We start from the raw sequence: 26,300 nt of genomic DNA, 5'->3' as shown, positions 1-26,300 counted from the left end.
GGCGACGCATTTGAGTGCAAGGTTAGACCTTAAGATCCGCTTTTATTCGCTTTAGCAAAAGGTGAACGGTAAAGCACTCATTAATCTGTTTGGACTCTGAGTCCTTGTTGAGGTTCAGCAATCTATCACAATTCTTTGCTAATTCCTCAGATAAAGCGGTTTTCTGTAGTTAAACAGGCCGTCATTGAGCATATCGGATACGCCTAATGGGCCAGAACCACCGAGTCCCTTAATGATTAAGTTCAGGTAGATACCACTATCAAACTGCTCACGAGGATCAATTGTGGCAGAACCTATATTGTCGTCATAGTTGGTTTTAATGCGGTAATGATAACTAAGTCTTACTGCGTAACAGCATGATTCGTACTGGATACCTGTGTAAGTTTCAATACTGCGACTTTCGTTAAGGTCATAATACCAATTACCAACAAAGTAGAGGTCATCACTGATTGGCCAAGCGCCACGAACGCCCGCTTGGGAGATGTTCACTGTATCATTGGTATTTGAGTTCAATAAATCTGGGACATAGCGATAGCTAAATTGCAGCAATTTATTCGCTTCAGGTCTGAAATCTAAGGTGATTTCGGATTTTTTATTGTCACTGGTGTTGGTATCGTACTGAATCGCAGCCCCCATATACCAATCATGGGACAAGCGGGTATCTACCTCTGCAGCAAGTACTGAAGTTGATTGATTAGACTCAAAAATACTGTCTTCGTAACCGACTTTACTGTCTTGCAGGTAAAAAATTTGTCCTAGGCTGAATTTAGTGGCTTCTTGGTTGTGACTATCAAACAGGCGTGTGGTAACACCTAGAGTGACTTGATTTGCATCGGAAATCCGATCCAGACCCGAGAAGCGACGATCACGGAATAGGCCAAAGTAGTCGTCCTGTAATTGAGCCGTATCATAAATGCCTATGTTGCGTTGGTCTTCGTAGCCGACATAAAGATATTGAAATTGTGGCTCGAGCGTTTGGCGGTAGTTTTGATCGAAAAGCTCAGTAAAACGTTCGAAGTTGATTTGACCATTAATCCGTACTTGCGGGATGGTGCGATTCACTGTGTCGTCAACAACTATGTCTGGATCTTCGTTATGCTGCCAATAATTGGTCTGCATCAACTTAACTTGACTGGTGAGCGAGCCTGAAGGCCCATGTATTGGCAGAGTTACGCTTGGTGACATGTACAAACGAGTCGCCGTATTAACATTGTTGTCCTGATGGGCAAAATTCGTTAGCTCCGAATTGAAACCAAAATCTAAATTGTTCCAAAAATCAGCAGCGCGATAGTTAAAGTTAACCTGAGGCATGACTTGATATGGTTTTTCATCCTCACCCAGTACTTTAATATCTTGTACTCGGGTGCTTAGATCCCAGTTACTTTCGAAGTAGCTGATTTCACCTATGCGTGATAACTGGTTATCGGTTGCACGGTTAACATCTGACTTTAAGTCATTGAAATAATTGTTATCTGATACATCGGTAAAATTCGCTAATACGCGCCAATTTTTGTCGATCGCTCCTTGATGCTGCCAGTTATATAAGTAGCGATTCGGGCTACCATCGATCAATTTGTCATTGCCTAGATATTCTAAATTGACTCGGCCATTTTGGGCCTCACCCGCCAGATAACCAAACTCTGTTTTAGTGAATAAACCACGGTTTGACATATAGCTAGGTGTAAATGTTAAATCGTACTCTGGGGCAATATTCCAATAATAGGGTGCGGAAATTTCGACACCATCAGTAGTGCTAGTGCTAAAACTAGGGTAGAGAAAGCCAGATTTACGTTTGTCTGAAACGGGGACTGTCATGTAGGGGATATAGAATACAGGTACACCACCAATTCTTAGTTTGGCATTCCAAATTTCGCCCCATTCTTCTTCACTGTTGATCTTGATCTTTTCGGCCTCGAGTAGCCAAGACACATTGTCAGGAGGGCAAGTAGTGAAGTTGGTATTCGTTAAAATTAAATTGTTATTGATAGTAATTTGCAGTTTTTCGGCATCACCGTGAACTTGTTGGCCATGGATCCAATATTGTGCGCCTTTAAGGGTGGCACGGTTTGTCCGCATTTGAGCTTGTAAGGATTCGGCTGTAACGGTGAAGTTACTGTCTTGAAAGACTAAATTACCATTGGCATCAAACTGTTCAGTAGCTTGATCTAAAATCGCCTCATCGGCTGCTATGTGCCTATCGCCTTGGCTAAAAACCACATCGCCACGGAAAATCGCCTGCTTCCCCATTTCGGCATTGGTGTTATCAGACGCAATACGAATTTTGTTGAGTTCAGCCGCACTCATCCCTTGGGTTTGAGATACGATACGGGGTACTGGCGGTTCGATTAAGCATTGGGATGCCGAAGCGGTTAGAGAGTCGTCTGCCAGGACTAATTGCGGTAACAGGCTCAGGGCCAGAAGGTATCGGATCTGCATCTTTAGGTCAGTAATTATGATTTCTTATTCTGGACAAGTATGGATGGGGAAAGTTGCAATTGACAAACGCAACATCGCTTAATAAATCTCTCAATTTCTTAGCTGTTTCCAAATTCTATGCCAGCTATAATAAAGCAATTTTTCTTTAAGAGCCATGAAATGACTTTATCCGATCCGAGATTTCTTTCCCTTAATCAGTGGCTGAATGCTTATTTTTCCTGTGAGGTGATGCCTGTGTTGATTTCCGGAGACGCAAGTTTTAGGCGTTACTTTCGGATTTCGATGCCTGATGCTACCTTTATCGCCGCCGATTCACCGCCGCAGCTAGTGCCTATCGCCCCCTTTATTGCCCTGTCGAATGCTTATTCAGCCGTGGGGCTGACAGTTCCAAAAGTAATCCACGCCGATGCCGATCTGGGTTTTATGTTGATGAGTGATTTGGGCGATACTCAACTCTTATCTGTATTGACGGTACAAAATGTTGAACGGTTTTACCGTCAGGCGCTCGATTTATTACCGCAAGTGGCCGCTGTAATTGAGTGCAAGAATCTTGATAGTGGTTTAGTACAGGCATTACCTAACTACGATGAAGCCTTTGTGCGCCGTGAATTACACATTTTTACTGAGTGGCTGTTAGGAACACATCTTAATTTGTCTTTGGACGCGGCAGAGTTGCAATTGCTGAATGATACTTTTGATCGCCTCGTCGGCAATGCGTTATCTCAACCTAGTGTGGGAATGCATAGGGATTTCCATAGCCGTAATCTTATGCTGCAAGCGGACAAGCTGTGCGTGATTGATTTTCAGGATGCTGTCGTTGGTCCTGTGACTTACGATGCGGTATCACTACTACGCGATTGTTATATTCGTTGGCCACAGCCGTTAGTTGCAGGCTTGATGCGGTATCATTATCAGCAAGCATTAGCGCTTGGTTTTATTCCTGCACAGACTCCTTTTGAGCAATATCAAACTTGGTTTGATCTCATGGGCTTACAGCGTCACATTAAGGCGGTAGGGATTTTTGCACGGTTAAACTATCGCGATAGTAAACCTGCGTATATGGCGGATATTCCACTGACATTAACGTATATTGTCGACATCTCGCTGCAGTATCCCGAACTCGTGCCATTTGCACACTGGTTAACTCGTCGTGTGTTACCTGCGTTTACTGTGAGTCAGTCTTCATCTGAGGTTAAGCAATGAAAGCCATGATCTTGGCCGCTGGACGAGGGGAAAGGTTACGGCCGTTAACGGACAGTTTGCCTAAACCTATGGTGCCAGTGTTAGGTAAGCCACTGATTGTTTATCATATTGAAAAACTTGCCGCGATAGGCATAGTCGATATCGTCATCAACCATGCTTGGCTAGGGCATAAGTTAGTTGAAGCACTGGGCGATGGCAGCACTTTTGGGGTGCGCATTCGGTATAGCGCTGAAGAGAGCGCGTTAGAAACCGGCGGCGGTATTAAACGCGCTTTGCCTTTATTGTGTGAGGACGGAAGCGACGAACCTTTTTTAGTGATTAATGGTGATGTTTTTATTGATGCATTACCGCCAATCACGCAACTGGCTGCGGATAGGCTCGCTCACTTATGGTTAGTGCCTAATCCTGAGCAGCATCCAAATGGCGATTTTGCTTTGAATGGTCATCAAGTGCAGGAGCGTGGCGATGTTAAGTACACGTTTTCGGGCATGGGTATTTATCACCCTACACTATTTCATGACACGCCGCAGGGCGCCTTTGCACTAGGCCCGTTGTTGAGATCGCAAATGGCTCAAGACAGAGTTAGTGGTGCCTTGTTTAATGGATTTTGGTGTGATGTCGGTACCATTGCACGATTGCAAGCGCTTGAACTAAGGTTACAAAGTAACAAGTAAATTTCGGTGCTGGCATATCCATAGGATTAAGCTAGTGCATCAAATACATAATAGAAATCAGGAAATAAGATGCGGCTTTGGGGTAAGTTTTTTGGATTTGTCATTGGCTTTATGTTCGGCCGTATTTTTGGTGCACTGCTAGGTTTGTGGCTCGGTCATCTTTACGATAAGCGTGCAGCATCGGGCGTGGGTTTTCGACAGGTTTTAGGGCAGGCTAAGAATCGCCAAGCCATTTTCTTTAATACCACATTTGCAGTAATGGGGCATGTGGCGAAAGCATCAGGACATGTTACCGAAACCGATATTCGCATTGCGACCTTATTAATGGATCAAATGCGTTTAACGGGAGAAGCACGTAAAGAGGCGCAACAGGCATTTCGTGAGGGTAAATCGGCGGATTTTGATCTGCGCAGCAGCTTACAAGCTTTCCGTGTTATTACGATGGGACGCAAAGAGTTAGTGCAGATGTTCATCGAAATCCAGATCCAAACAGCACTGTCTGATGGTGAATTGGATCCTGCTGAGCACGCTATCTTGATGACGATTGCTCAAGAGTTAGGTTATGGCCGAGCGCAGTTAGATGAATTACTTAAACGCTGGCAGGCGGAGTTTCGTTTCCATCAAACATCGAGTGGCAATAAAACATCGATTACTGATGCCTACAGTTTACTTGGCATTACGAACGAAGCTAGCGACCAAGAAGTTAAACGGGCTTACCGTAAATTGATGAATGAACATCATCCCGATAAGTTAGTGGCGAAAGGGTTGCCACCGGAAATGATGGAGCTCGCTAATCGTAAGGCTCAGGATATTCAAGCAGCCTATGACAGAGTCAAGTCTGAGCGCGGTATGCGTTAGCCTTGATAAAATTGGTTTTTGTAAAAGATAAGGAATTCATTATGAAAAACACTTACCGTTTGTTGCTGTTGGCGAGTTTGTTACCTGTGGCTATGTCCGCGCAGGCCGAGGTGTTTATCGCTCCTTTTGGCGGTTATAGTCTGGGGGGCGGTCAATTTGATGTGAATCAATATGAGGTCAACACAGATCAAACGGGTGATAAGGCCGATGTGAAGGTCGAGGAGTCGAGTCATTACGGTTTGATGGTGGGTATTGGCACGAATGATCCCGGTAATATTTATCTTTTATATAGTCATCAAGCCTCTGAACTGAAAAGTGGCGGCTTGTTTACGCCAGACTTTCTTACCTCGTTAGATTTAGATTACATCCACTTGGGTGGCACTTTATATTTCCCCCGTGGTGATATCCAGCCCTATGTCACCGCCAGCGCGGGAATCACCCGCATGCTGCCTAGCGGTTGGTCGAGCGAAACGCGTTTCTCCATGGGGATTGGTGGCGGGGTAGAATATCAAGTGACGCCACACTTTGGCTTGTTTGCGGATATTCGGGGTTATGCGACTTTTATCAACAGTGACACTTCGCTGTTTTGCAATGAAGATGAATGCCTATGGCACATTACGTCGGATGTGATGTGGCAGGCTCAGGCTAACCTTGGGCTCAAAGTCAGTTTTTAGATTTAACGCATCGTCTTAAAAGGAGATTTAGTGGCATGAAAATAGTCGTACTTGATGGTGAAACCTTAAATCCTGGCGATCTCAGCTGGCAATCCTTAAATGAATTAGGCGAGTTTGCGTGTTTTTCCCGCACAAGTGGCGCTGATATTGTCGCGCGAGCCCAAGGTGCTGAAGTCATTCTCACCAATAAAACGCCCTTGAATGCAAAGACGCTAGCGCAACTTCCTAGTCTCAAATACATAGGCGTATTGGCCACGGGCACGAACGTTGTCGATATCGCGGCAGCTAAAGCGCAAGGTATAGTGGTCACTAATGTGCCCGCTTATGCGCCTGATGCCGTTGCGCAAATGGTGTTTGCCCATATTCTGCATCACACCCAAGCCGTGGCCGCCCATCATCAAGCTGTGGTCGATGGCCAGTGGGTGAACTGCCAAGATTTTTGTTTTACTTTAATGCCGTTGCAATCTTTAAAAGGCAAGACTTTAGGCTTAATAGGTTATGGCGATATCGGTCAGCAGGTGGGAACGCTCGCCCTCGCATTCGGGATGAAAGTTCTTGTCAATACTCGTTCAATCATCAAGGATTTACCCCAAGGCGTGATGTGGGCGCAACGTGATACTGTGCTTAGCGAATCAGATATTATTTCGCTCCATTGTCCGCTTACTCCAGAAACTGAGCAATTTATCAATCAACAAACCCTCGCCTTGATGAAGCCTAATGCGCTGCTGATTAATACAGCGCGCGGTGGATTAATTGATGAAGCCGCGCTTGCTGCTGCGCTGGCTCAAGGCAAGTTATTTGCCGGCGTGGATGTGTTATCGACCGAGCCGCCCACTGCAGATAATCCCTTACTGCATGCGCCTAATATCAGCATCAGCCCGCATAATGCGTGGGCGACGAAGGAAGCAAGGCAAAGTCTACTCAATATCGCAGTGGCGAATTTGAACGGTTATTTGAAGGGGGAAGTGATTAACTGCGTGAATAAGTAAAGCGGTATGCGTCTTTCTCTCTTTCATCATATCGACGTTGAGAGAGAAAGACGTAAATGGTTATTTATTATTGAGTTTTTCTTCTACGCATCCACCACACACCCAATAAGCCTGTGAGGGCTAATACGCCAAATACGACGGGCTTTTTCAGCTTGTGGTACAGGGCGTTCCATTCTGCCATTTCATTCGCCTGCGCTCGTTTTACTGCACCGTCAAAATCGGGCGCTTCACACTGCAAACCAAAGTTCTCGGCCCAAGGCACAAAGGGGCCGTTGGCGACGTATTTTTTGTAGTAACGTAGGGCAAGTTCTTGATCTCGATACAAGACCCAACCTGTGGCTTGGCAGAGTAGCGCTGCATAGGCTTGGCTGTTGTGGGGTACATGATCCGATGCCTTGTTGGCTAGTTCTGCTGCCGTGTAGCGATAATGGAAGCGTTTATCGGGAATTGCTTGGCTGGCGCTGATCCGCAGTTGTTCTTTCTCAGCCAGTTTGCTCGGCTCATTCCAATCACTTAGATCGAACACACCTTGGTAAATAGTGTAATCCGGGGCTAATTCAAATCCTAAGAGCTCCATGCCTTGGTGGCGAGCAAGTTCGGCAACAGCCCAATAGGCTTTCGCGCTATCAATGCCTTTTGTTTTTTTCGCTGCATTCAGCTCTGTGCCGTAGGCAAGGGCGCTGGCATTCAGTTTAGGATTAGGGAAGTAAACCGGTGCTTCAGCTATTGCGCCTTCGCGTAATAGCCTGCGACCTAGCAAGTAGCGCAAGCGGTTGTTAATTGGCTCAATATTATCGTACCAGTCGCTGTCTTTAGGGTATTCAAAGGCGATAAATGGCACATGTTCGTCGACAAATAACTTAAGTTCAGCCGTGGTGAGCACGCGCTCCGCCACATAGGCGATGTCTTGCCAGTACTCATCACCGCTGGCGAGTAAGTGACTGAGCGCATCGACATATTCGCCACGCTCTAGTGACAACACCCCTTGCTCTGCACGAATACGACAGTAAGTGGCTGTATCTTCATCGGCATTAATGGCTTGTTGCTGAGTTTCTTTAGCGTCAACTGTGGTCGAGATCTTATTGAGTTGCTTTGGGAAGTGACGCGCTGCCTGAGCATAGGCCTTGGCAGCTTCTGCTTGATCGCCCTTTTGTAGCATTAATTTTGCGTTGAGCCACCAAGTGAGGCCGCTCGGTTTCGCTAGCGTTAATAGGCGCTCAGCACTGGCATAATCCCCTAACTGGTAATAAATCGCCGCTAATTTATCGCCATGGTTGAGCTGTAAGCCATCCGTTGGAAATACTTTAAGGAGCTCAGCAACCTTTAATCCCATTTCCGAAAGCTGGCCATTATAGGCGAATTCATTAGTGCTGCTTTGCCAATAGGCAATCAATAACTGCTGCACGCTCGCCTGTTGCAGTAGCGGCTTAAGTTCAGCAATCTCTTTACCCATCAAAGTGCGGCTTAACATCAATAAGGAATCATAACCGCCGCTATCGCCCTGTACCGATTGCGTGGCATAGAGCTCAATAGCTTTATTCAGTGCATCAGGGGTGAGAGCCATTTGCAGCTCTGACTCAGTTTCACCTGCCCCTTGATTGGTCAATTGTGGGAGCGGCTGGCCTTGGTGTAGCAGGATATAGGCTTGCTCACCTAAGCTCGCTAAACTCAAACGAAGGGGATCGGCGGCGCCTTGTGCGACTTCGCTTTGTAATTGTGTTAGGTAAGCATTGGCACGATTAAAATGTTCAGGATCAGCCGAAGTCTTGCTTAAGATAAGCTCAATACGCGACAGCGAATAGAGTGCCCACAGGCTACGAGATGCGCGTTCACTTTGTGGTAATTTAATGATTTTGCTGAAATAGTTACTCGCCCTCTCATAATCTTTTGCTTCAAACGCTACGGCACCTAAGGTGTACCAAGTTAGTGCTTGTGGTAGATCTTTGTCTAACTTAGCGGCCATTTGCTCGGCTTCAATGGGGCCCGTTGCATCCCGCAAAGTGTTCACTAAAGCTAAATGGGCGTCACTTAACTCGCTGTTTTCAAAGGCGCGAGTTTGTGAAAGATAACGGCTATGCACTTCATCCCAGAGATATTCCTGTGCAGCGGGGGCATCTTGATACTGCCAAGGCAAAGGTTTTGCGAGGGCGGTGAGCTGCTGGCTGAAAGAGGTTTGCGGTAAATAACTGAGATTGCTCTGCCTATCCTGAGTGAGTTGCAAAGGAAAATCGGGGCCGCAGGCCAATAGCATAGGGGAAAATAAGCTTAAACAAATGAGCGTGGTCTTTTTAAGCATAAAAGCCCGATTGGGTGTTGCCATGGTAAACGATAGTTTTGGCTTATGGCGCATAAATTCCCTGTAAATATAATGACTCACAACGTGCCCAGCCTATCACTTTTTGGCCGCCAGGGTTGAGCATGTGTGTTTGAATGTCTCTGTTTGATTGCGGCATAGGCATGATTGCAGTGCGTGAAACTGTTTTGGTTGGTGTCAACGCTGCTGTATTCTCAGCTCGCCATTGCCACGTTAACAGCCCATCTTTTTGTATTACGCTATAGCCATTTTGCGCATCATACCCGCTGCAAGCTTGTCCCGCTAGCGACAAAATAGGAGGAATTTCACCTGCAATATTACCGTGATTCATTAAGCTCAGTTGGAATAGCTGTTGCTTGTGGATTTCCAGATTTTTTGGCTTATTTTCAGCGGCTAATATCGTTTGAGTTGTGGCCTTGTTATCGCTTGAGATCACTAATTCAATCTTAGCGGCAAGTTCACCTTGCTGTGCAACGGCGATTAAGGTGTTGAGTGGCCAAACCCTTTTATCCCCTTCCAGCGGCAGCCGAAACCAGATAATGCCTCTGAGTTTGGCATCTTTTTGAGTGTGTAGTTTTTGCACAAAGGCTTGTAATACTAGAGGATCGGCCATCAGTTCCTGTACTACATTGACTGATTTGAGTTGATCGCGCAGCGGTGTTTCACTTTCAACTTTATAACCTGAAGCTGTACTGATGACCGCCGAACCATAGGCGGGGAGCGCAATAAGGTAAGGCACAGTGCTGATATTTGAGAGTTGCTGCACCCACTGCCAACCTTGAGTCGCATCGAATAGTCCGAGGCGTGGATCGCTTACGCTGTGAATTTGTAGCACCAGTTCATCAATACTGGTGAGTAACACGGGAAAATCGGCACTACTGAGCCAAGCGGGCAGTGCAGTAATGCTGAGTTTGAGTTCTGCGGGTAACTGCGCTTTAAGCTTTTTAAGAAAATCCCGATAGGCTGGCAGTTTACTGTTGGCACTGTCGTGGTCGATTTCAACCCCCGCGATGTGCGTGCCTTTTGCCTGCCAAGTTGCTAGTACTTGGTTGATTTTATTGATCACTTGTTCATCATTTAAATGCGCGAACTGACCATCTAAGCGAATCACGGCAATTTTTGGCCTAGGATCCGCCTGCAACCAAGCATGATTGACCGCAACTTCAAACCAAATGTCTGCGCCATTGGGTTTTGGATGCGCTTGCAGTGCTAAAATACGTAATCCTTGGAATGCACCTTGGCTTTGCACTAATGCCGTTTGATTGGCGGGGCGCCATTGGCGCTGCCAGATATAGACTTCCTGCGCGAGTGGCGCTCGAAGCGTTGTTGCTTCTGTAGCGGCTTTTACTGCGACACTGGTATTTGGGCTAGCCGTGGTTTCGTTGGGATTTGATGCTGGCTGGCAGGCGCTCATAAATACGGCTGCGCTCAACAAAGCAAATAAGAACCATTGATTTCGGCTTATGTTTTTAACCAGATTGCCTATGCCCATACTACTGCTATCGATTCCGTTTTGAGTGAGGCATTACTATGCCCGAAAAATGCCACTTATACATCGCGGTCAAACTTCTGATAATGCCCACTAAGCTTGGTTTTCCTTTTGGTGCCTTGTTAATCAATATCAGAACTCAGATCTCAAAAATCAGGATCGACTTGAAAGCGCATCTGTTCACGGGTGACGGGATGTTGAAGCATCAATAAATCGGCATGCAGATGCAGGCGATTGGCGCGAGTGCCGTACAGATCGTCACCCACAATGGGCGTATTTAGCCCTTCTGAGTGGGCGCAGTGAACTCTGAGTTGATGGGTTCGGCCCGTTTTTGGGGATAGATATACGCGGGCTGTACGTGCCATTTCATCGATATGGCTTAATTCCCAATAGGTTTGGGCCGCTTTGCCAAACTCATGGCAAACGAGTTGCCTCGGTCTATCGTCTAAATCGCCACGTAGGGGTAAAGAGATTTGTCCCGCTGCCGGCTTATCTGCCATTGCTGTAGGGATCCCTGCTAAAAGTGCCACATAACGTTTAGTCACTGTGCGCTGGATAAACTGTTTTTGCAGTTGTTTATGGGCGTCTTTTGTCAATGCGATCACCATTAATCCCGAGGTCGACATATCGAGCCTGTGGACGATAAGTGGTCCAGTGGCATTGGGAAACGTTTGCCGCATGCGCGAATACACTGAGTCTTCAATCTCTTTGCCGGGCACGGATAAAAATTCGGCGGGTTTGTTCACAATCGCCATCGCCTCGTCTTGGTAGAGGATGCTTAAGGTTTTGCCTTCGGCGGGGTTCGTCAGCAGCGGATTTTCATCGACAACAAGCCCTTCGAGCATATGCCCCAAGATAGGTTGGCATTTACGCAGACAGGCAGGATAAAACTGCTTATGTTGGCGAATTTCTGATTTTGGCGGCGCCCCCCACCAAAATTCGGCAATCGCCAATGGTTTAAGACCGTGTTTAAAGGCGTAATGTAGCAACTTAGGGGCGGCACATTCTCCCGAGCCTGCGGGCGGTGTTAACTCAACCGTCCCGTTAAATATGCCGTTAAGGCTTTTTTCTGCGCCGCGAATATTCAAAAAACGATACTGCTCAAACAGCTTTTGCTGCAGCGCCGCCGAGAGCTGTTTACGCTGTAGTCTTAACGCGTCACGCTTATCCGTGAGCAGAGTTAACGCTTGGCTGATGGCATGGATACGTTCATCCCAATAGCGTTTAATATCTCTTAACTGATTCTTTTCGTTAATGCTTTCTTGGCTGAGTTTAGCTTCGATTGCAGTATTTTCACGTAAAGTCTCATCAGTTGGATTGGCAGCCCATTGCACTGCGAGTTGATTGCGCTGCGTCTTGCGGGATTGACGGCCGTCGATCATCACTTGCCTGTGGGCGGCAAGCTTGGCTTGTGCTTGAGCTTGCTCAGCGTTGAGTTCGCTCGATAGCCGAGGAATATCGGGGTGATTTTCTATTGCAAGTAGCTGCTCGTTAATTTGGTTGATTTGCAGATTTTCGGCGTGGAAAAAATTGTCCTTAGCCAGCATATCAAACACAGGTGGAACGAAGCGTGGCCAATGGTTCTGCTCAGCTAACTTGCCCGAAAATGCCGACAAATAGCCCACATCTCCCTGCGGATCTTGCACTAAAAGTACACCAAACATTTTACCAATGGCACCGGTTAACTCCCCCGTGAGGCCAAAGTTATGTTGCCAATCGTTTTGAGTCTCAAGGTGGCGTTGTAATTCGTTGGCAGCGATCACGCACAGTGGATGCGGTTCGTAATAGAAAGGAAAGGTAAAACGTTGCGGCAGGGCATAGGCATCAATGGCTTGTGTGAAAGAGGTAAAGCAAGAAGGCTGAAGATGCATATTGGGGTCTACTATTGGTTTTACTTATCTGGGTTAAGCCGCAACTTAAGATGAGGGCTAGCAAGAAAGGGCGTTAGTTTACTCTGTCGATTTGGGACTGTCGATTTTGGGCAGTCACTTTTTATTAGTGCGGCTCTGTGTTGAAAAAGGGAAATGGCATTAAAGCGTATTTCCCTTTGATGTGTCGCTTGTGCTTAAAGCCAATTTTAAACGGCTAAACCCGCTTAAAAGATGACTTTCACTTTACTGGCGCTATCGAGTGCTTTGCTGATTGCGCTGTCGATATCGATATCACGGGCAAGCGCGACACCTAAACGGCGGCGACCATCAATATCGGGTTTGGCGAATAATCTAAGCTGAGTGTTGACCGCTTCTAATGCCGCACCAATCCCTTGATAGCGGATATTGCTTGAGGTACCTTCGGCCAAAATCACCGCCGAGGCACTTGGACCATGTTGATGGATATTGGGAATAGGTAGGCCGAGAATCGCTCTCACATGCAGGGCAAATTCAGATAAATCTTGGCTGATGAGTGTGACTAAGCCTGTGTCGTGGGGTCTTGGTGAGACTTCAGAGAAATACACTTCATTGCCTTTAACAAACAGTTCTACGCCAAATAATCCATAACCGCCAAGGGCTTCGACGACTTTGCTCGCAATCGCTTGGGATTTTGCTAACACTTCATCGGACATGGCTTGTGGCTGCCATGACTCGCGATAATCGCCATCTTCTTGCCTGTGGCCAATGGGCGCACAAAAATGAATGCCGTTGACTGCGCTGATGGTTAACAGGGTGATTTCATAATCGAAGGGAATAAAGCCTTCGACTATCACGCGACCGCCGCCGGCGCGTCCGCCTTCTTGGGCGTATTGCCATGCTTTATGGCTGAGGGCGATATCGCGAATAACGCTTTGGCCTTTGCCCGAGGAACTCATGACTGGCTTCACCACACAGGGCACGCCAATTTCACTAATCGCTTGATTAAATTCGGTTTCGGTATCACAGAAAAAATATGGCGAGGTTGGTAAACCTAAGGTTTCAGCGGCGAGGCGACGAATACCTTCCCTGTCCATAGTGAGCTTCGTTGCCCGAGCTGTTGGGATAATATTCACCCCTTCGGCTTCCATGTCCACTAAGGTTTGGGTGGCGATGGCTTCAATCTCTGGGATGACTAAGTGCGGTTTTTCTAACTCGATAATAGCCCGCAGGGCGTTGGCATCGAGCATATTGATCACATGGGAGCGATGCGCGACTTGCATGGCGGGGGCGTTGGCGTAACGGTCAACGCCAATCACTTCAACGCCTAAGCGTTGTAGTTCAATGGCAACTTCTTTGCCAAGTTCACCGCAGCCGAGCAACATGGCGCGTCGTGCGCCCTCAGTGTAGGGAGTGCCTATCATGTGTGGGTACCTTTGAGATTGTAGGGATGATGAGTTTTATGCTTGCGTTCTATGTCGCAATGATGCGGTTAGTTTAGCCTGAACAGGCTTTAGGGTCATGGAGTAAATTGACAAGTGTGTCCCGGATCACTGGGGGCAAAAACGAAACAGCATATCTTTGGTTAATATTGGGGCTGAGGTTGAGAGTAAACTCAAATGTTAATGTAATGTTAGTAGCATGTTTGGGGACCATCCACTAATCTTTGGGATGGATACATATTATTAATACAAGGAGATGCAGATGTTCTTAGATTACTTTGCGTTAGGTATTTTGTTTTTTGTCATCATTATCATGTTTTATGGTGTCATTGCCATTCATGATATCCCCTATGAAATAGCCAAAAAGCGTAATCATCCCCAGCAAGATGCATTGCATATCGCCGGGTGGGTGAGTCTATTCACCCTACATGCAATTTGGCCATTTTTATGGATCTGGGCGACTTTATACCGTGAAGATCGCGGTTGGGGGTTCAATACTGTAATGAAGCGAGAATTAGTTTTAGAGGAGGATGTGAATTCATTGCGCGAGACGGTCAGAGGGCTTCAGACTCGGCTTGAACAGTTAGAGCAAATAACTCCCATGAATATAGCGCCTGCTGTGGATGCGATAAAAAAAGAAAAAGTTGAGGTATAACATGGATTTATTACTCATACTCACCTATGCGGCCGTGTGTATTGCTATCTTTAAAGTCTTTAAAATTCCGATGAATAAATGGACTGTTCCCACCGCAGTGCTGGGTGGGGTATTCATTATTGGTACCTTATTGCTGGTGATGAATTACAACCATCCTTATTCTCGTTTTGCCCGTGAATATTTTGTCACTATCCCTATCACACCCGCAGTAAAAGGCTTAGTGACTTCGGTGGAAGTGCAGCCTAATGTGCCTGTTAAACAAGGGGATGTGTTATTTCGTCTCGATCCTATTCCCTTCGAGGCCGTTGTTAAACGTAAACGCGCTGCTTTGATGGAAGCAGAGCTCCAAGTGCCACAACTCGCCGCGGCGTGGGAGTCTGCTAAGGCTAATGTAGAGCGCGCTAGGGCCGATAAAGACCGTAATAAATCTGCCTTCGAGCGTTATGAGTTAGGCCGCAAGAAAGGGGGCGCGAATTCGCCTTTTACTGAACTGGAACTCGATAATAGGCGTCAATTGTACTTAGCCTCAGAGGCACAACTGACTGTCGCGAATGCTGAAGAACTGCGTGTCCGGCTCGCCTATGAATCTAATATTGATGGTGTTAATACCAAAGTAGCTGGCTTGCAAGCTGATGTAGCCAGTGCACTCTACGATTTAGAACAGACCGTCGTGCGGGCACCCTCAGATGGTGTGGTGACGCAAATGGCACTTCGTGCGGGAGCGATGGCAGTGCCTTTACCATTACGTCCCGTAATGAGCTTTATTCCCGACGAGCAGCGCTACTTTGCGGGGGCATTCTGGCAAAACTCGTTAATGCGTTTGCAGGAAGGTGATGAAGCTGAAGTGATATTGGATGCCGCACCAGGACAAATCTTTAAGGGGAAAGTGGCGAAAATATTACCCGCTATGGCTGAAGGTGAAGTTCAAATGGGCGGCGCGCTGCAGTCATCGGCTCGTTTATTTCAAAATGGTCGCGTGATTGTGCTGATTGACATCGAAGATGATGCTATCCGTAAGCAATTTCCTGCGGGTGTTTCTGGGCAGGTTGCAATTTATACTGAACATTTCCATCATGTCGCTGTGATGCGTAAAGTATTGCTGAGGATGCAAGGTTGGCTGAATTACTTGTTTTTTGATGGACATTAACCCTTAATCGGTTAACTTTTGTCTGTTGTATCAAGTCCAGTTCGCTGGACTTTTTTGTGACACATTTTTGGGTGAATAAAAAGGAATTTGAAAGCATGCAAGATATTCACGATTTAACCTCAGTGCTGCGCTCCAATACGCCAATCGTAGTGATTGAAACCTATGAAGAATATCGCGTGGTTGAGCTGCTTAAGCGGGTCGCCAGTGTGCTCTATCAACCTGTGTTTACATGGAGCATCACCCAAGGCCTAGCACGGGTCGATAAGCCCTTGGCGGCGCAAAAGTTTAATAGCGAACCTACAGATTTGCTCGGGCAAATTAAATCAACCTCGCAGCAGGGAATTTATGTGCTGTGCGACTTCCATCCCTTTGTGATTGATGCACCTAAGAATGTCCGTTTACTCAAAGAAATCGCCCTCGAGTACGAGACGCTGCAACACACATTAGTGCTGGTGAGCCATGCCTTTGATATCCCGCCCGAAATCAAACGTTATTGCGCCTATTTTCAATTAACCTTACCAAGCACAGTGCAATTGCAAAACCTGATCTACCTTGAGGTCGATAAAATTCGTCAACAAGGCACGCCGTTACTGGTCGATGATATCGCAGTGGTCAAATTAGCGGAGAATCTGCGGGGCGTGACCTTAGACGATGCCCGCCGTCTGGTGCGTAAAGCCATAGTCGATGATGGTGCTGTTACCTTGTCAGATATTGATGCTATCAATAAAGCTAAGTTTCAGTTACTCGACTTAAATGGCGTGTTGCAATTTGAATACGACACCAGTGATTTCTCGCAGGTCGCTGGCCTGCATAATCTTAAAAAATGGCTCAAGCAGCGCGCCCATAGCGGCTGTCAGCACCCTTGACCAAGGCGATAAGCCGATTTCTGTTCAACACACCAAGGCGCTCGATGCGCCCAAGGGGATTTTGCTGCTCGGCGTTCAGGGCAGTGGTAAGAGCCTCGCGGCTAAGGCAGTTGCGGGCGTCTGGCAACGACCTTTGCTCAGACTCGATATGGCAGCCTTATATAACAAATACATAGGTGAAACTGAGAAGAACCTGCGTAATGCACTGGATCTGGCTGACATGATGTCGCCCTGTGTGCTTTGGATAGATGAAATTGAAAAAGGCTTAAGCGGGAGTAGCAGTGATGAGGGAACATCGACGCGGATCCTCGGCACCTTACTCACTTGGATGGCGGAGCGTAAATCTGAAGTGTTTGTGGTGGCTACCGCTAATGATATTCAAGTTCTGCCGCCAGAGTTGATGCGAAAGGGCAGGATGGATGAAATCTTTTTTGTCGATTTACCCGACGAAGCTATACGCAAAGCCATCTTCTTAATCCACTGTAAGCGCCGTGGAATCGATGTGGCGAGCTTAGATCTCGCCCAATTATCGGCTCGCAGCAAAGGATTTTCCGGCGCCGAAATCGAACAAGCGGTTATTGCTGCCATGTATACCGCAAGAAGTGTCGAGTGCAGTGTCGACCAAGTGTTATTACTTGAAGAACTTAGTAAGACACGGCCTTTATCTGTGGTCATGAGCGATAAAATCAATGCGCTACGACAATGGGCTGCAGGCCGAACCGTGAATGCCCATGAGTAAGATTTTTGCTTGGTTCCATGAGTGCTAACTAGCATTTTTAAACGCTATATTGGCTTAGTTATTTTCGAGATTCCCAAGGTACAGTTATGAATGATGAGTCGTTTTACTGGATATTAGTGATACAAGGATAAGAGATTGAAAAGTATATATGAACTGATTGATATCGAAGACTCTGGCATAAAAGTAGTCAATGAAATGGTTGCTGGTGCTGAGCATTGTGTAGAGATACTGCCGCCTTCAAAGGATCGGGTTGAAGTACTTGAATCACTTCAGGTATCGACTCGTTCGGTATTAGGGGCAATTGCCTACGAAACCGGTGGGATTTTGATCGACAATGGATGGATTCGTTTTTTCGGCTCTGGACATGAAAGATTGTCTAGAAACCTTACTGATTGGAATAGAAGTGCACATTATCTTTTAGTGGCGAATGACGTAGTTGGTGGATTTTTTGCTATCAACGGCGGCGGTTTAGGCGCAGATGTTGGGAATATATACTATTGGTCGCCAGACTCAATTCATTGGGAAGGGTTAGAAATCGGGTTCGCAGATTTTTTTCAATGGTCAGCTACAAAGAGAATCAATGAGTTTTATGCGAGTTTAGGTAAAGAGCGCTTTCAAAAAACCTATTCACAGATAGCTACAGATAAATGCCTGAGTTTTTATCCATTTTTATGGGCGAAAGAAGGTTCTATTGAAATAAGCAGCGTGAAAGTGGTGTCAGTTGATGAAATGTATAGGCTGAAATTGGAATTATTAACCTCGGTTAGTTAATTCGTTTACCCGCTGATTTTATGAGTACTTCTGCAATAATTATTTGTTATAAACATCTAATATATTGATTGTTAGATGTAAATCTGCTTATCAGCTCTATTGATTCAACATGGATGGGCTGTATATGCCATCCATGATTAATCACTTCTTCGGAGGGGACAGCACCAAGATCTAGCTGACGTTTTTGGCGGTATCTTGGGATTTCTCGTTACCGCTTGCATCAAAAATCAAAGCTGTCGCTATCACCAAAAGCTGTCGCGGCAATGCCTAATGAGTGCTTTAGTGTTGGCGTGACAATTGGTTTGAATCTTAGCGGTATCCACTCCCTGTGGTACCGCTAATGCTGCTTATTCCTATCATGATGACATTAGATAACCTGAACTCGGGATAATGAGTGTCGAAAAATCTAAATTTAACAAATTAAATCAATGATATAAATTATTGGTTTGAAAAGAAAAATCTATTTTCTGACTGAATGCGCAGATTTTTGCGCATATCAAGGCGCTCTGTCGTACGCCATAGCTAGCTATGGTTAGACAGAGCAACGCAGAGAGGCCCGAAAAGATGCCTATTCAGCGGCTCTGCTTATCCCGAGCTCAGGTTAGATATCAAAGGCGAGACTGCCCGGAGTCAGGAATGGCCAACTTAGACGCGTCGGTGAACTCTCACCCTGCGCACCAAAGAAGTAAGCTGTTCTTGGGGTGGCGTAAACCACACTGCCTTTTTGCAACCCGAGTTCCTGCAGATTATGGTGGGTAAATTTGGCTTCCCACAGTTCTTCGCTATGCCAGCCGTGTGGGGCTAATTCCAGTCTTACTTCGGCGCCAATGGGGGTCATGGCGACAATATTGAACGGCAAATTGGCCTGACTATTGGGCTTATTTGACAGCGCTAATTCGTGACTGCGTACATAGAGAACACCATCTTGCTGCAGTGTTTGCTGTTCTGGGGGTGTTAAAAATGCTTGACCATTTTCCCAACGTTTTTGTTGCCAACTGGCTTCAAAGACATTGACGTTACCAAGAAAATCAAACACAAAGCGACTATTGGGGTGTGAGTATAGCTCAGCAGGTGTATTAATCTGCTCTATATGACCATTGCTCATCACTACCACTCTATCTGAGAGCTCAAGCGCCTCATCCTGATCGTGGGTCACAAACACGCTGGTGAATTTCAATTCATCATGCAGGCTGCGTAGCCAGCGGCGTAGTTCTTTACGCACTTTAGCATCTAAGGCGCCAAAGGGTTCATCCAGTAGCAAGACTTCTGGTTGGGTTGCGAGTGCACGGGCCAACGCAATGCGCTGTTTTTGTCCTCCCGAGAGTTGTTCAGGATAGCGCTGTGCTAGATGGCCTAGTTGTACTGTTTCTAGCAGCTGTGTCACTCGCTTATGAATTTCTGCCGCCGAAGGCCTTTGTTTTTTCGGCATGACTTCGAGTCCAAAGGCGACGTTATCGGCGACCGTCATATGGCGAAACAGCGCGTAGTTTTGAAACACAAAACCTACGCGTCTTTCACGCACATGCACTTGAGTGACATCTCGGTTGCCGAATTGAATTTGGCCGCTATCGGCTCCTTCAAGACCGGCAATAATCCGCAGCAGTGTGGTTTTGCCTGAACCTGATGGTCCTAGCAGACCAATCATTTCCCCTTCTTGAATATCGAGATTAAGTGGGGAAAGCGCCTGAAATTGGCCAAATTTCTTGGAAATATTAGTAAGACGAATACTCATAGTTGGCTCTGCTCTTTATTGTCATTGGCGGTTAAACTGCGTTGTTGCCGCCATTCCACTACGGCTTTTAGCATTAGGGTAAATAGGGCGATCAGGGCCAGTAATGACGCGCTCGCGAAGGCGGCTTCGGCCTGATAATCTTCGTACAATAATTGCACATGTAAAGGTAAGGTATTGGTTTCGCCGCGAATATTGCCAGACACGACAGCAACGGCACCAAATTCTCCTACGGCTCTGGCATTGGTGAGGATTACACCGTAAATCAGTGCCCATTTGATGTTGGGTAGGGTCACGCGGCGAAAAAGTTGCCACCATGACGCTCCGAGGATCACTGCAGCTTCTTCTTCCGATGCGCCCTGTTGTTGCATCAATGGGATCAGTTCTCTGGCTACAAAGGGGCAAGTGACAAAAATGGTCACTAATAGTATTCCCGGCCAAGCAAACATGATCTGCAGATCGTGCTCATATAGCCATTCGCCCAGCCAGCCACTGTTGCCATAGAGCAGTAAATAGAGCAAACCTGCGACGACAGGGGAGACCGCAAATGGAATATCAATTAGCGTGATCAGTAATTTGCGACCGGGGAATTCAAAACGAGTCACGCTCCATGCCAGCATGATTCCGAACACTAAATTGATTGGTACTGTGAGTGCTGCCACCATCAGTGTTAAACCAATCGCATGCAGCGAATCCGGTTGAGTTAGGTGCCCAATATAACGCTCCCAACCTCCGACAAACGCCTGCTGAAAAATACTCACTAGCGGCAATAGCAACAAGAGCAAGCCTAAGAACACGGCGAGGGTAATAAGGCTCCATTTGATCAGGGGTGCTTCACCGACTCTTAAGGGTTTAAATGAGTTCATATTTGCTCCTTATCGTCCATGAATGCGGCGCAGATAACGCGCCTGCCACAGGTTTATCAGCAGTAATAGCAGTAACGAGGTCATCAGAACCACTGAGGCAATGGCGCTGGCACCTGCAAAATCAAATTCTTGCAGGCGGACAAAGATCATTAACGAAGTGATTTCACTGATATAAGGCATATTGCCAGCGATAAAGATCACTGCACCAAACTCACCCAGACTGCGGGTAAAAGACAGTGCCGTTCCAATCATTAATGCTGGCCAAAGGGAGGGCAAAATAACCCGCCAGAATACCGAACGATCCGAGGCGCCAAGTGTCATTCCCGCTTCTTCTTCCTCGTGGGATAACTCTTCGAGAACGGGTTGTACCGTACGAACCACAAAGGGAATACTGGTGAAAATCATCGCGACCACTATGCCTAGCGGGGTGTAGGCGACTTTTATGCCCCATTCAGCTAATAGACTACCGATTTGGCCGTTTTCCGCATAAAGGGTGGCTAAGGTGATACCGGCAACGGCGGTCGGCAAGGCAAAGGGTAAATCTACCAAGGCATCTAAAATGCGTTTGCCGGGAAATTCATAACGCACGAGTACCCATGCGAGTAATAATCCGAAAAGGCAGTTAAATAATGATGCCGCGAGCGCCGATAGTATGGTGACTCGGTAACTGGCAACCACTCTGGGATCGGCAATCACGCCCCAGTATTCGGACCAGCTCATTGAACTGGTCTGCATGATTAGGCCTGTGGTTGGCAATAATAGGATTAGGCTGACAAACAGTAGGGACACACCTAAGCTGATGGTAAAACCGGGAAGAACCCGCTTATGGCGTAAACGCCCGTTATTAAAAATCACAGAATAATCACCCGATCAGGTTAATTGCGTTAAACCAATACTATTTATACGGTTCGCTCGTTGTTGGCTCAAGCCATTTGTTGGATGCAATCTTGATTGATAAATGCCAATTAGCGATAAACCCGAGACTTTGCTCGGGTTCAATGTTGATATCTTACTACATTAAGGACGATATCAGCGCTTTAATAGCTCATCGAGTTTTGTACCGTTAGCAAACTGCGTTTTCATGGCATTATCCCAACCACCGATGATTTGCTCAACAGTTAGCAGGTCAACGGTAGGGAACTGCTTAGCAAACTCAGCTTTTACCTTTTCGTTGTGTACACGATAGCTGAATCCTGCCAGTAGACGTTGCGCTTCTTCGCTGTAGAGATAATTCAAATACTCAGTTGCGAGTTCCTGTGTACCGTTACGCTTAGCATTTTTCTCAACCACAGCGACGGGGAACTCTGCCAGAATCGAGGTTTTTGGTACAACCACTTGGTAATCGTCCGTACCATACTGCTGGCGGATATTGTTCACTTCCGATTCAAAGGTAATTAATACATCACCGATCCCACGTTCAACAAAGGAGGTGGTCGCACCGCGGCCGCCTGTATCAAATACTGCGACATTACCGAGGAATTTTTTCAGGAATTGATCCAGTTTAGCCTGATTATCCTTACCATAGTTTTTCTGAGCATAACCTAATGCGGCTAAATAAGTGTAGCGAGCATTACCAGAGGTTTTTGGGTTAGGAAAGACCAGTTTAACGTCATCTCTCGCTAAATCGCCCCAGTCGCTGATTTGCTTTGGGTTACCCTTACGCACCAAAAATGCAATGGTGGAATAGTAAGGCGAACTGGCGTTAGGCAGTAATTGTTGCCAATTTTCTGGGATCAATTTACCGCGATCGTGCAGAACTTGTACGTCTGTCACTTGATTAAACGTTACCACATCTGCGGGTAATCCCTGCAGAATCGAGCGTGCCTGTGCAGATGATCCTGCATGGGATTGTTTAATTTCGACGGTTTTACCTGTTTTCTCTTCCCAATGTTTGGCAAAAACGGGGTTGTAGGCATTGAATAATTCCCGTGCGATATCATAAGAGGAATTAAGCAGGGTTTGATCTGCGGCAGTCACATTGAGTGAGGTTCCCAGAATGAGGGTTCCTAGCAGGGCCTTTATCAATTTTACGGACATTTTTAACTCCTTAATCTGGCAATTTTGTCAGCGTTATGGCACCTAGAGTAATAGAATTAATTGTTTATAAAAAGCCAGTTGAATAGAACTTTTTTGAATAACTATGAGCGATTTATTTTATGTTATAAGCAGTATTCACCGTGTTTGTCAGTGGTAACCGACTTAGAATAGGCTATCGCTTAGTTGTTTTTATCAAGTAAAGGATAATCCTAGTGTCTGACTTTCCGACAATTGAAGCCTGCATCGGGCAAACTCCGCTGGTTCGCTTGCAGCGGCTTAACTGTGGTACTTCCACTGTACTGTTAAAATTGGAAGGCAATAACCCCGCGGGTTCAGTAAAAGATCGTCCTGCACTCAATATGATTATTCAGGCCGAACTTCGCCAAGAAATAAGTCCTGGTGATACGCTTATTGAGGCAACGAGTGGCAATACTGGGATTGCGCTGGCGATGGCGGCGGCAATCAAAGGATACAAGATGATCCTGATTATGCCGAATAATTCGACTCAGGAGCGTAAGGATGCGATGCAAGCCTATGGCGCAGAGCTCATGCTAGTGGATAACATGGAGACTGCGCGGGATTTGGCGCTGCAGTTACAAAGCGAAGGCAAAGGTAAGGTGCTGGATCAATTTAATAACCAAGATAACGCTAATGCCCATTTCCTCACGACAGGCCCTGAAATCTGGCAACAGAGTCTAGGCAAAATTACCCACTTTGTGTCAAGTATGGGGACGACAGGTACCATAATGGGTGTGTCTAAATACCTTAAAACTTGTAATCCCGACATCACTATCGTCGGCCTTCAGCCTGCCGATGGCAGTGCTATTCCTGGGATTCGGCGTTGGCCGCAGGCATATTTGCCTGGGATTTTTGATGCTTCTTGGGTTGATTTAGTTATGGATATAGAAGAGCAAGATGCAAAAGCCATGGCGAGAACTTTAGCGCGAGAGGAAGGGATTTGTGCAGGAGTCAGTTCGGGCGGTGCCGTGTTTGCTGCGCTGGAGATTGCTAAACAATATCCGGGTTCTGTGGTCGTGGCGATTGTCTGTGATAGGGGCGATCGTTACCTTTCGTCAGGGCTTTTTTCCTGAGTCCTAGATTTTTACTCTAAGCATATTGAGCGATATGAATGTTTGATTGATAAAAATGGGCGAGACACGCCCATTTTTACCCTTTTATACGTGATCATTTTTTCGGTGGGAATTGCGCCAAAATTCGGTTGACGGCTTTGGCGGTATCTTGGGCTTTCTCGTTACCGCCTGCATCAAAATCATAGCTGTCGCTGCCACGCCAAATAAGAGCTTTGGTCTTAGGATCGACAATATCTATTTGAATAGTTTGAATTTTAGCGCTATCACTCCCCAGCGGCACGCCAACACTGGTGCCTATGCCAATCCCGCCCGAACTTCCGAATGTGCCTGTGCCTAATCCAATGGATAGCCCTGAATCTTTGGGCTTATCTTGGGTGAGTAAGGCGTAGGCGACGTTAAAGTCGGGCGACGCTGTATTTTCTACAAACCCTTTTTGAGTCAATTGGTTGTTAATTTCTACTTGAATACGCTGGGCGCTTAACGGGTCATCCGTCGGCTGTGGTGTTAACTGGGTAAAGCTGCGTAGTGCGGTGAAGTCGTAATTGAGATCATAATCGTTTTTCGGTTTACTGCTGCAAGCGCTTAATAAGGCAACAGCGACGAGCAGACTGGCAAAGTGACGGTATCCCATGATAGTGCTCCAAGTTGTACAAACTCTGCTCAATGTGCCTTGATTAAGGTTGTTTCTGCAAGTACTTTAGATAAGCGTGTTGTATTTGAATCGCTTTGAATGCAATTCCACACGCTTTGTTTTTAGCAAGGATCGTTTTGAGTATGGTTCATTTTTAGATAGGAATAGCGGCGGGTTATGGAACAGTTAGCCTTTTTTGATATCCCGAGTCCTTGTATCGGTGTGTGTGTTACCGATGCGCGCGGTTACTGTAATGGTTGCCTGCGAAGCCGTGACGAAAGATTCAATTGGTTAACGTTTTCAGATGCGCAAAAGTATGATGTCATTCGCCTGTGTACTCAACGTAAACGTCGTCGCCAGTTAGCGATGATGAAAGCAAGGCAAGCACAAATAGAGCAAGAAAGAGCAGCGTTAAACCCACAGTTGAATTTTGAGCCTGAGCCTGAAGCCGATCTGGATTTTGGTGGCTTCGAGCTAGACTAATAGGTTGAATTGACTTGTTTAACTCGTTTTTTGTATTCGCGAGTGGGATTCATGACTGACTTGTAATAGTCTCATCTCGATTCCTATTACAGCTTACGTTTTTTCGGCCAGATTAAACTAAATCGAGTATGTTGTGCATCACTTGTAACACTCACATTCCCTTGATGTCGTTGCATAATCCGTTTGATGATCGCAAGGCCTAAACCATGTCCTTTATTGCCATTCTGTACCGATTGGCTGCGATAAAATGGCTCGAACACTTTCGGTAAATCCACCGCAGGGATAGGTTCGCCGTCGTTACTTACACTTAAATTGACCCTATGCTGGGTCTGCTTAACTTCAATAATGATTTCAGTGCGGGCAAAGCGTTGTGCATTGGTCAGTAGATTTTGTAGCGCCCTTTCGATTAATGCGGGTTCTCCGAATAAGGGCAGTTTTTCGACTTCGGCTTTGAGCGTTATAGGCGTTGGACTTAAGGTTTCTAGGCGCTTAATACTTTGATTGATGAGATTAATTAAATCGTACTCATCCAACTGGATACCTTCTCGCTGTGACTCTAAGCTGGCGTAGGTCAGCAGTTCTTGAAGTAAGTCTTCCATTTCTTTGATGTCGAGCTGCATTTCATCGAGAAAGTCTTGTCGCTTCTGTTCGTCCGAATCTGGCTGACAATACATAGGCATAAGTGCAAGAGCGAATTTGAGCCTCGCCAGTGGCGTGCGGATCTCATGGGATACCGCATTAGATAGGTGTTTCTGGTTCTCAATCAAGGCGCTGATATGTCGCGCCATTTCGTTAAACGTATTGGCTAAGGGCTTAACTTGGGAGCGATTTGACAGGGTAATCCGCGTGTCCCATTTGGCTTCGCCAAATTCTTTGGTGGCCTTACGCAGTATGCTCAAATCCCGTGAAAGCGGGCCGACCCAAATTAGCGCAACGAGGGCGAGCGATAAATAAAAGAACAGGGTGAACAGGCTGCGAAGGTTAGCTCTGGGATCTATGTCCAGCGGCCCTGCCATTAAGACTTGATCGTCTACTCGAATAAATTGCAGCAGGCTATCATCATTGGCCGTGGTGGTGAACACCTTGCTTGTGCTTAACGCTTGATTATCTGCCAGCGCGACTTGATCTGCATTGAGTAATTGCAGTGGCATCACAGGGTTCGCTGGGATCGCCTTCAGATACCGTTGGCGGGCATCGGGAGGTAATTCCGCTAATAATTGCGCCAATGCCACTAACGGCGCATCGAGGGCATTATTGTCATCAACATTCTTCTGCCACAGGCTGTCGAGTGTCCAGCCAATCCCAAGCACGCTGAGACTGAGTAGCAGATATAAACTGATAAAGAGACGTTTCACTGTA

General features: G+C 46.5%; 21 protein-coding genes and 1 pseudogene. 11 read left to right on the top strand and 11 right to left on the bottom strand.

Annotation, left to right across the window (positions count from 1 at the left end):
- Positions 1–138 precede the first annotated feature (138 nt).
- Positions 139–2,436 (bottom strand): LPS assembly protein LptD, encoded by a 2,298-nt coding sequence (lptD, locus tag L5L91_RS18660; RefSeq protein WP_263164198.1) that lies wholly within the window; start codon positions 2,434–2,436, stop codon positions 139–141.
- A gap of 117 nt (positions 2,437–2,553) precedes the next feature.
- On the opposite strand from lptD, the gene L5L91_RS18655 reads away from it, so the two are divergent.
- From L5L91_RS18655 to L5L91_RS18635, 5 genes are all read left to right on the top strand, one after another.
- Positions 2,554–3,639, top strand: coding sequence for an aminoglycoside phosphotransferase family protein (locus L5L91_RS18655; RefSeq protein ID WP_263164196.1), 1,086 nt, complete (start codon positions 2,554–2,556; stop codon positions 3,637–3,639).
- The gene (murU, locus tag L5L91_RS18650; RefSeq protein ID WP_263237420.1) at positions 3,636–4,313 is read left to right on the top strand and encodes an N-acetylmuramate alpha-1-phosphate uridylyltransferase MurU; all 678 of its coding nucleotides are present in this window, start codon (positions 3,636–3,638) and stop codon (positions 4,311–4,313) included. The genes L5L91_RS18655 and murU overlap by 4 nt, the downstream gene beginning before the upstream one ends.
- Positions 4,314–4,382: 69 nt before the next feature.
- Entirely contained in the window at positions 4,383–5,171 is a 789-nt protein-coding gene (gene djlA / locus L5L91_RS18645; protein WP_107402465.1) for a co-chaperone DjlA, read from the top strand.
- 41 nt (positions 5,172–5,212) lie between these two features.
- Positions 5,213–5,845 carry a porin family protein gene (locus L5L91_RS18640; protein WP_263237419.1) on the top strand — a complete coding sequence of 211 codons (633 nt, stop codon included), beginning with the start codon at positions 5,213–5,215 and terminating at the stop codon, positions 5,843–5,845.
- Positions 5,846–5,880: 35 nt separating this feature from the next.
- Complete coding sequence (locus tag L5L91_RS18635) at positions 5,881–6,834, top strand: D-2-hydroxyacid dehydrogenase (RefSeq protein ID WP_263237417.1); 954 nt, start codon at positions 5,881–5,883, stop codon at positions 6,832–6,834.
- Between the two features lie 67 nt (positions 6,835–6,901).
- Here L5L91_RS18635 and L5L91_RS18630 read toward each other — a convergent pair whose 3' ends face one another.
- From L5L91_RS18630 to purT, 4 genes are all read right to left on the bottom strand, one after another.
- On the bottom strand, positions 6,902–9,184 hold the full coding sequence (locus L5L91_RS18630; RefSeq protein ID WP_263237416.1) for a hypothetical protein: 2,283 nt from the start codon (positions 9,182–9,184) through the stop codon (positions 6,902–6,904).
- Positions 9,174–10,640, bottom strand: coding sequence for a DUF3142 domain-containing protein (locus L5L91_RS18625; protein ID WP_263237414.1), 1,467 nt, complete (start codon positions 10,638–10,640; stop codon positions 9,174–9,176). The genes L5L91_RS18630 and L5L91_RS18625 overlap by 11 nt, the downstream gene beginning before the upstream one ends.
- Before the next feature lie 143 nt (positions 10,641–10,783).
- Positions 10,784–12,508, bottom strand: coding sequence for an RluA family pseudouridine synthase (locus tag L5L91_RS18620; protein WP_263237413.1), 1,725 nt, complete (start codon positions 12,506–12,508; stop codon positions 10,784–10,786).
- A gap of 224 nt (positions 12,509–12,732) precedes the next feature.
- Positions 12,733–13,908, bottom strand: a complete 1,176-nt coding sequence (gene purT, locus L5L91_RS18615; protein WP_131523845.1) for a formate-dependent phosphoribosylglycinamide formyltransferase — start codon at positions 13,906–13,908, stop codon at positions 12,733–12,735.
- A 280-nt stretch (positions 13,909–14,188) separates the two neighbouring features.
- On the opposite strand from purT, the gene L5L91_RS18610 reads away from it, so the two are divergent.
- The 4 genes and pseudogenes from L5L91_RS18610 to L5L91_RS18590 all read left to right on the top strand — a co-directional run bounded on the left by L5L91_RS18610 (position 14,189) and on the right by L5L91_RS18590 (position 18,104).
- The gene (locus L5L91_RS18610) at positions 14,189–14,581 is read left to right on the top strand and encodes a DUF3302 domain-containing protein (protein WP_263141553.1); all 393 of its coding nucleotides are present in this window, start codon (positions 14,189–14,191) and stop codon (positions 14,579–14,581) included.
- 1 nt (position 14,582) lies between these two features.
- A complete protein-coding gene (locus tag L5L91_RS18605; protein WP_263237411.1) occupies positions 14,583–15,728 on the top strand; it encodes an HlyD family secretion protein in 1,146 nt (381 codons plus the stop codon).
- A gap of 95 nt (positions 15,729–15,823) precedes the next feature.
- Positions 15,824–17,333: pseudogene (locus L5L91_RS22700) on the top strand (AAA family ATPase).
- A 135-nt stretch (positions 17,334–17,468) separates the two neighbouring features.
- Positions 17,469–18,104: a DUF2625 domain-containing protein gene (locus L5L91_RS18590; RefSeq protein WP_263141545.1), complete on the top strand. Its 636-nt coding sequence runs from the start codon at positions 17,469–17,471 to the stop codon at positions 18,102–18,104.
- 601 nt (positions 18,105–18,705) lie between these two features.
- Here the strand turns inward: L5L91_RS18590 and L5L91_RS18585 are convergent.
- The 4 genes from L5L91_RS18585 to cysP all read right to left on the bottom strand — a co-directional run bounded on the left by L5L91_RS18585 (position 18,706) and on the right by cysP (position 22,736).
- Positions 18,706–19,836, bottom strand: a complete 1,131-nt coding sequence (locus L5L91_RS18585; protein ID WP_131523841.1) for a sulfate/molybdate ABC transporter ATP-binding protein — start codon at positions 19,834–19,836, stop codon at positions 18,706–18,708.
- On the bottom strand, positions 19,833–20,699 hold the full coding sequence (cysW, locus tag L5L91_RS18580) for a sulfate ABC transporter permease subunit CysW (RefSeq protein ID WP_263164181.1): 867 nt from the start codon (positions 20,697–20,699) through the stop codon (positions 19,833–19,835). Before cysW ends, L5L91_RS18585 begins: the two co-directional genes overlap by 4 nt.
- A gap of 9 nt (positions 20,700–20,708) precedes the next feature.
- Positions 20,709–21,554 (bottom strand): sulfate/thiosulfate ABC transporter permease CysT, encoded by an 846-nt coding sequence (cysT, locus tag L5L91_RS18575; protein ID WP_105249982.1) that lies wholly within the window; start codon positions 21,552–21,554, stop codon positions 20,709–20,711.
- A gap of 174 nt (positions 21,555–21,728) precedes the next feature.
- Complete coding sequence (gene cysP / locus L5L91_RS18570; protein ID WP_263164180.1) at positions 21,729–22,736, bottom strand: thiosulfate ABC transporter substrate-binding protein CysP; 1,008 nt, start codon at positions 22,734–22,736, stop codon at positions 21,729–21,731.
- Positions 22,737–22,948: 212 nt separating this feature from the next.
- On the opposite strand from cysP, the gene cysM reads away from it, so the two are divergent.
- Positions 22,949–23,827: a cysteine synthase CysM gene (cysM, locus tag L5L91_RS18565; RefSeq protein WP_263164178.1), complete on the top strand. Its 879-nt coding sequence runs from the start codon at positions 22,949–22,951 to the stop codon at positions 23,825–23,827.
- A 94-nt stretch (positions 23,828–23,921) separates the two neighbouring features.
- On the opposite strand, the gene L5L91_RS18560 is transcribed toward cysM, so the two are convergent.
- On the bottom strand, positions 23,922–24,458 hold the full coding sequence (locus tag L5L91_RS18560; protein ID WP_263237407.1) for a DUF4136 domain-containing protein: 537 nt from the start codon (positions 24,456–24,458) through the stop codon (positions 23,922–23,924).
- Positions 24,459–24,635: 177 nt separating this feature from the next.
- Here L5L91_RS18560 and L5L91_RS18555 point away from each other — a divergent pair, with 177 nt between their 5' ends.
- The gene (locus tag L5L91_RS18555; protein WP_028759256.1) at positions 24,636–24,941 is read left to right on the top strand and encodes a DUF1289 domain-containing protein; all 306 of its coding nucleotides are present in this window, start codon (positions 24,636–24,638) and stop codon (positions 24,939–24,941) included.
- Positions 24,942–25,027: 86 nt separating this feature from the next.
- Here the strand turns inward: L5L91_RS18555 and L5L91_RS18550 are convergent, their stop codons facing one another.
- Positions 25,028–26,296: an ATP-binding protein gene (locus L5L91_RS18550; RefSeq protein WP_263237406.1), complete on the bottom strand. Its 1,269-nt coding sequence runs from the start codon at positions 26,294–26,296 to the stop codon at positions 25,028–25,030.
- Positions 26,297–26,300: the final 4 nt, after the last annotated feature.

It is taken from the genome of Shewanella sp. SM55, from assembly GCF_025654025.1.
GTDB lineage: Bacteria > Pseudomonadota > Gammaproteobacteria > Enterobacterales > Shewanellaceae > Shewanella > Shewanella oncorhynchi.
Note: the sequence above shows the minus strand (reverse complement) of the source record. Positions and strands in the feature narration are given on the sequence as shown.

What these genes read in the sequence shown, in the direction of transcription:
- lptD (WP_263164198.1), bottom strand. Translation starts at nt 2,436, where the DNA reads ATGCAGATCCGATACCTTCTGGCCCTGAGCCTGTTACCGCAATTAGTC.
- L5L91_RS18655 (WP_263164196.1), top strand. Translation starts at nt 2,554, where the DNA reads ATGCCAGCTATAATAAAGCAATTTTTCTTTAAGAGCCATGAAATGACT.
- murU (WP_263237420.1), top strand. Translation starts at nt 3,636, where the DNA reads ATGAAAGCCATGATCTTGGCCGCTGGACGAGGGGAAAGGTTACGGCCG.
- djlA (WP_107402465.1), top strand. Translation starts at nt 4,383, where the DNA reads ATGCGGCTTTGGGGTAAGTTTTTTGGATTTGTCATTGGCTTTATGTTC.
- L5L91_RS18640 (WP_263237419.1), top strand. Translation starts at nt 5,213, where the DNA reads ATGAAAAACACTTACCGTTTGTTGCTGTTGGCGAGTTTGTTACCTGTG.
- L5L91_RS18635 (WP_263237417.1), top strand. Translation starts at nt 5,881, where the DNA reads ATGAAAATAGTCGTACTTGATGGTGAAACCTTAAATCCTGGCGATCTC.
- L5L91_RS18630 (WP_263237416.1), bottom strand. Translation starts at nt 9,184, where the DNA reads ATGCGCCATAAGCCAAAACTATCGTTTACCATGGCAACACCCAATCGG.
- L5L91_RS18625 (WP_263237414.1), bottom strand. Translation starts at nt 10,640, where the DNA reads ATGGGCATAGGCAATCTGGTTAAAAACATAAGCCGAAATCAATGGTTC.
- L5L91_RS18620 (WP_263237413.1), bottom strand. Translation starts at nt 12,508, where the DNA reads ATGCATCTTCAGCCTTCTTGCTTTACCTCTTTCACACAAGCCATTGAT.
- purT (WP_131523845.1), bottom strand. Translation starts at nt 13,908, where the DNA reads ATGATAGGCACTCCCTACACTGAGGGCGCACGACGCGCCATGTTGCTC.
- L5L91_RS18610 (WP_263141553.1), top strand. Translation starts at nt 14,189, where the DNA reads ATGTTCTTAGATTACTTTGCGTTAGGTATTTTGTTTTTTGTCATCATT.
- L5L91_RS18605 (WP_263237411.1), top strand. Translation starts at nt 14,583, where the DNA reads ATGGATTTATTACTCATACTCACCTATGCGGCCGTGTGTATTGCTATC.
- L5L91_RS18585 (WP_131523841.1), bottom strand. Translation starts at nt 19,836, where the DNA reads ATGAGTATTCGTCTTACTAATATTTCCAAGAAATTTGGCCAATTTCAG.
- cysW (WP_263164181.1), bottom strand. Translation starts at nt 20,699, where the DNA reads ATGAACTCATTTAAACCCTTAAGAGTCGGTGAAGCACCCCTGATCAAA.
- cysP (WP_263164180.1), bottom strand. Translation starts at nt 22,736, where the DNA reads ATGTCCGTAAAATTGATAAAGGCCCTGCTAGGAACCCTCATTCTGGGA.
- L5L91_RS18560 (WP_263237407.1), bottom strand. Translation starts at nt 24,458, where the DNA reads ATGGGATACCGTCACTTTGCCAGTCTGCTCGTCGCTGTTGCCTTATTA.
- L5L91_RS18555 (WP_028759256.1), top strand. Translation starts at nt 24,636, where the DNA reads ATGGAACAGTTAGCCTTTTTTGATATCCCGAGTCCTTGTATCGGTGTG.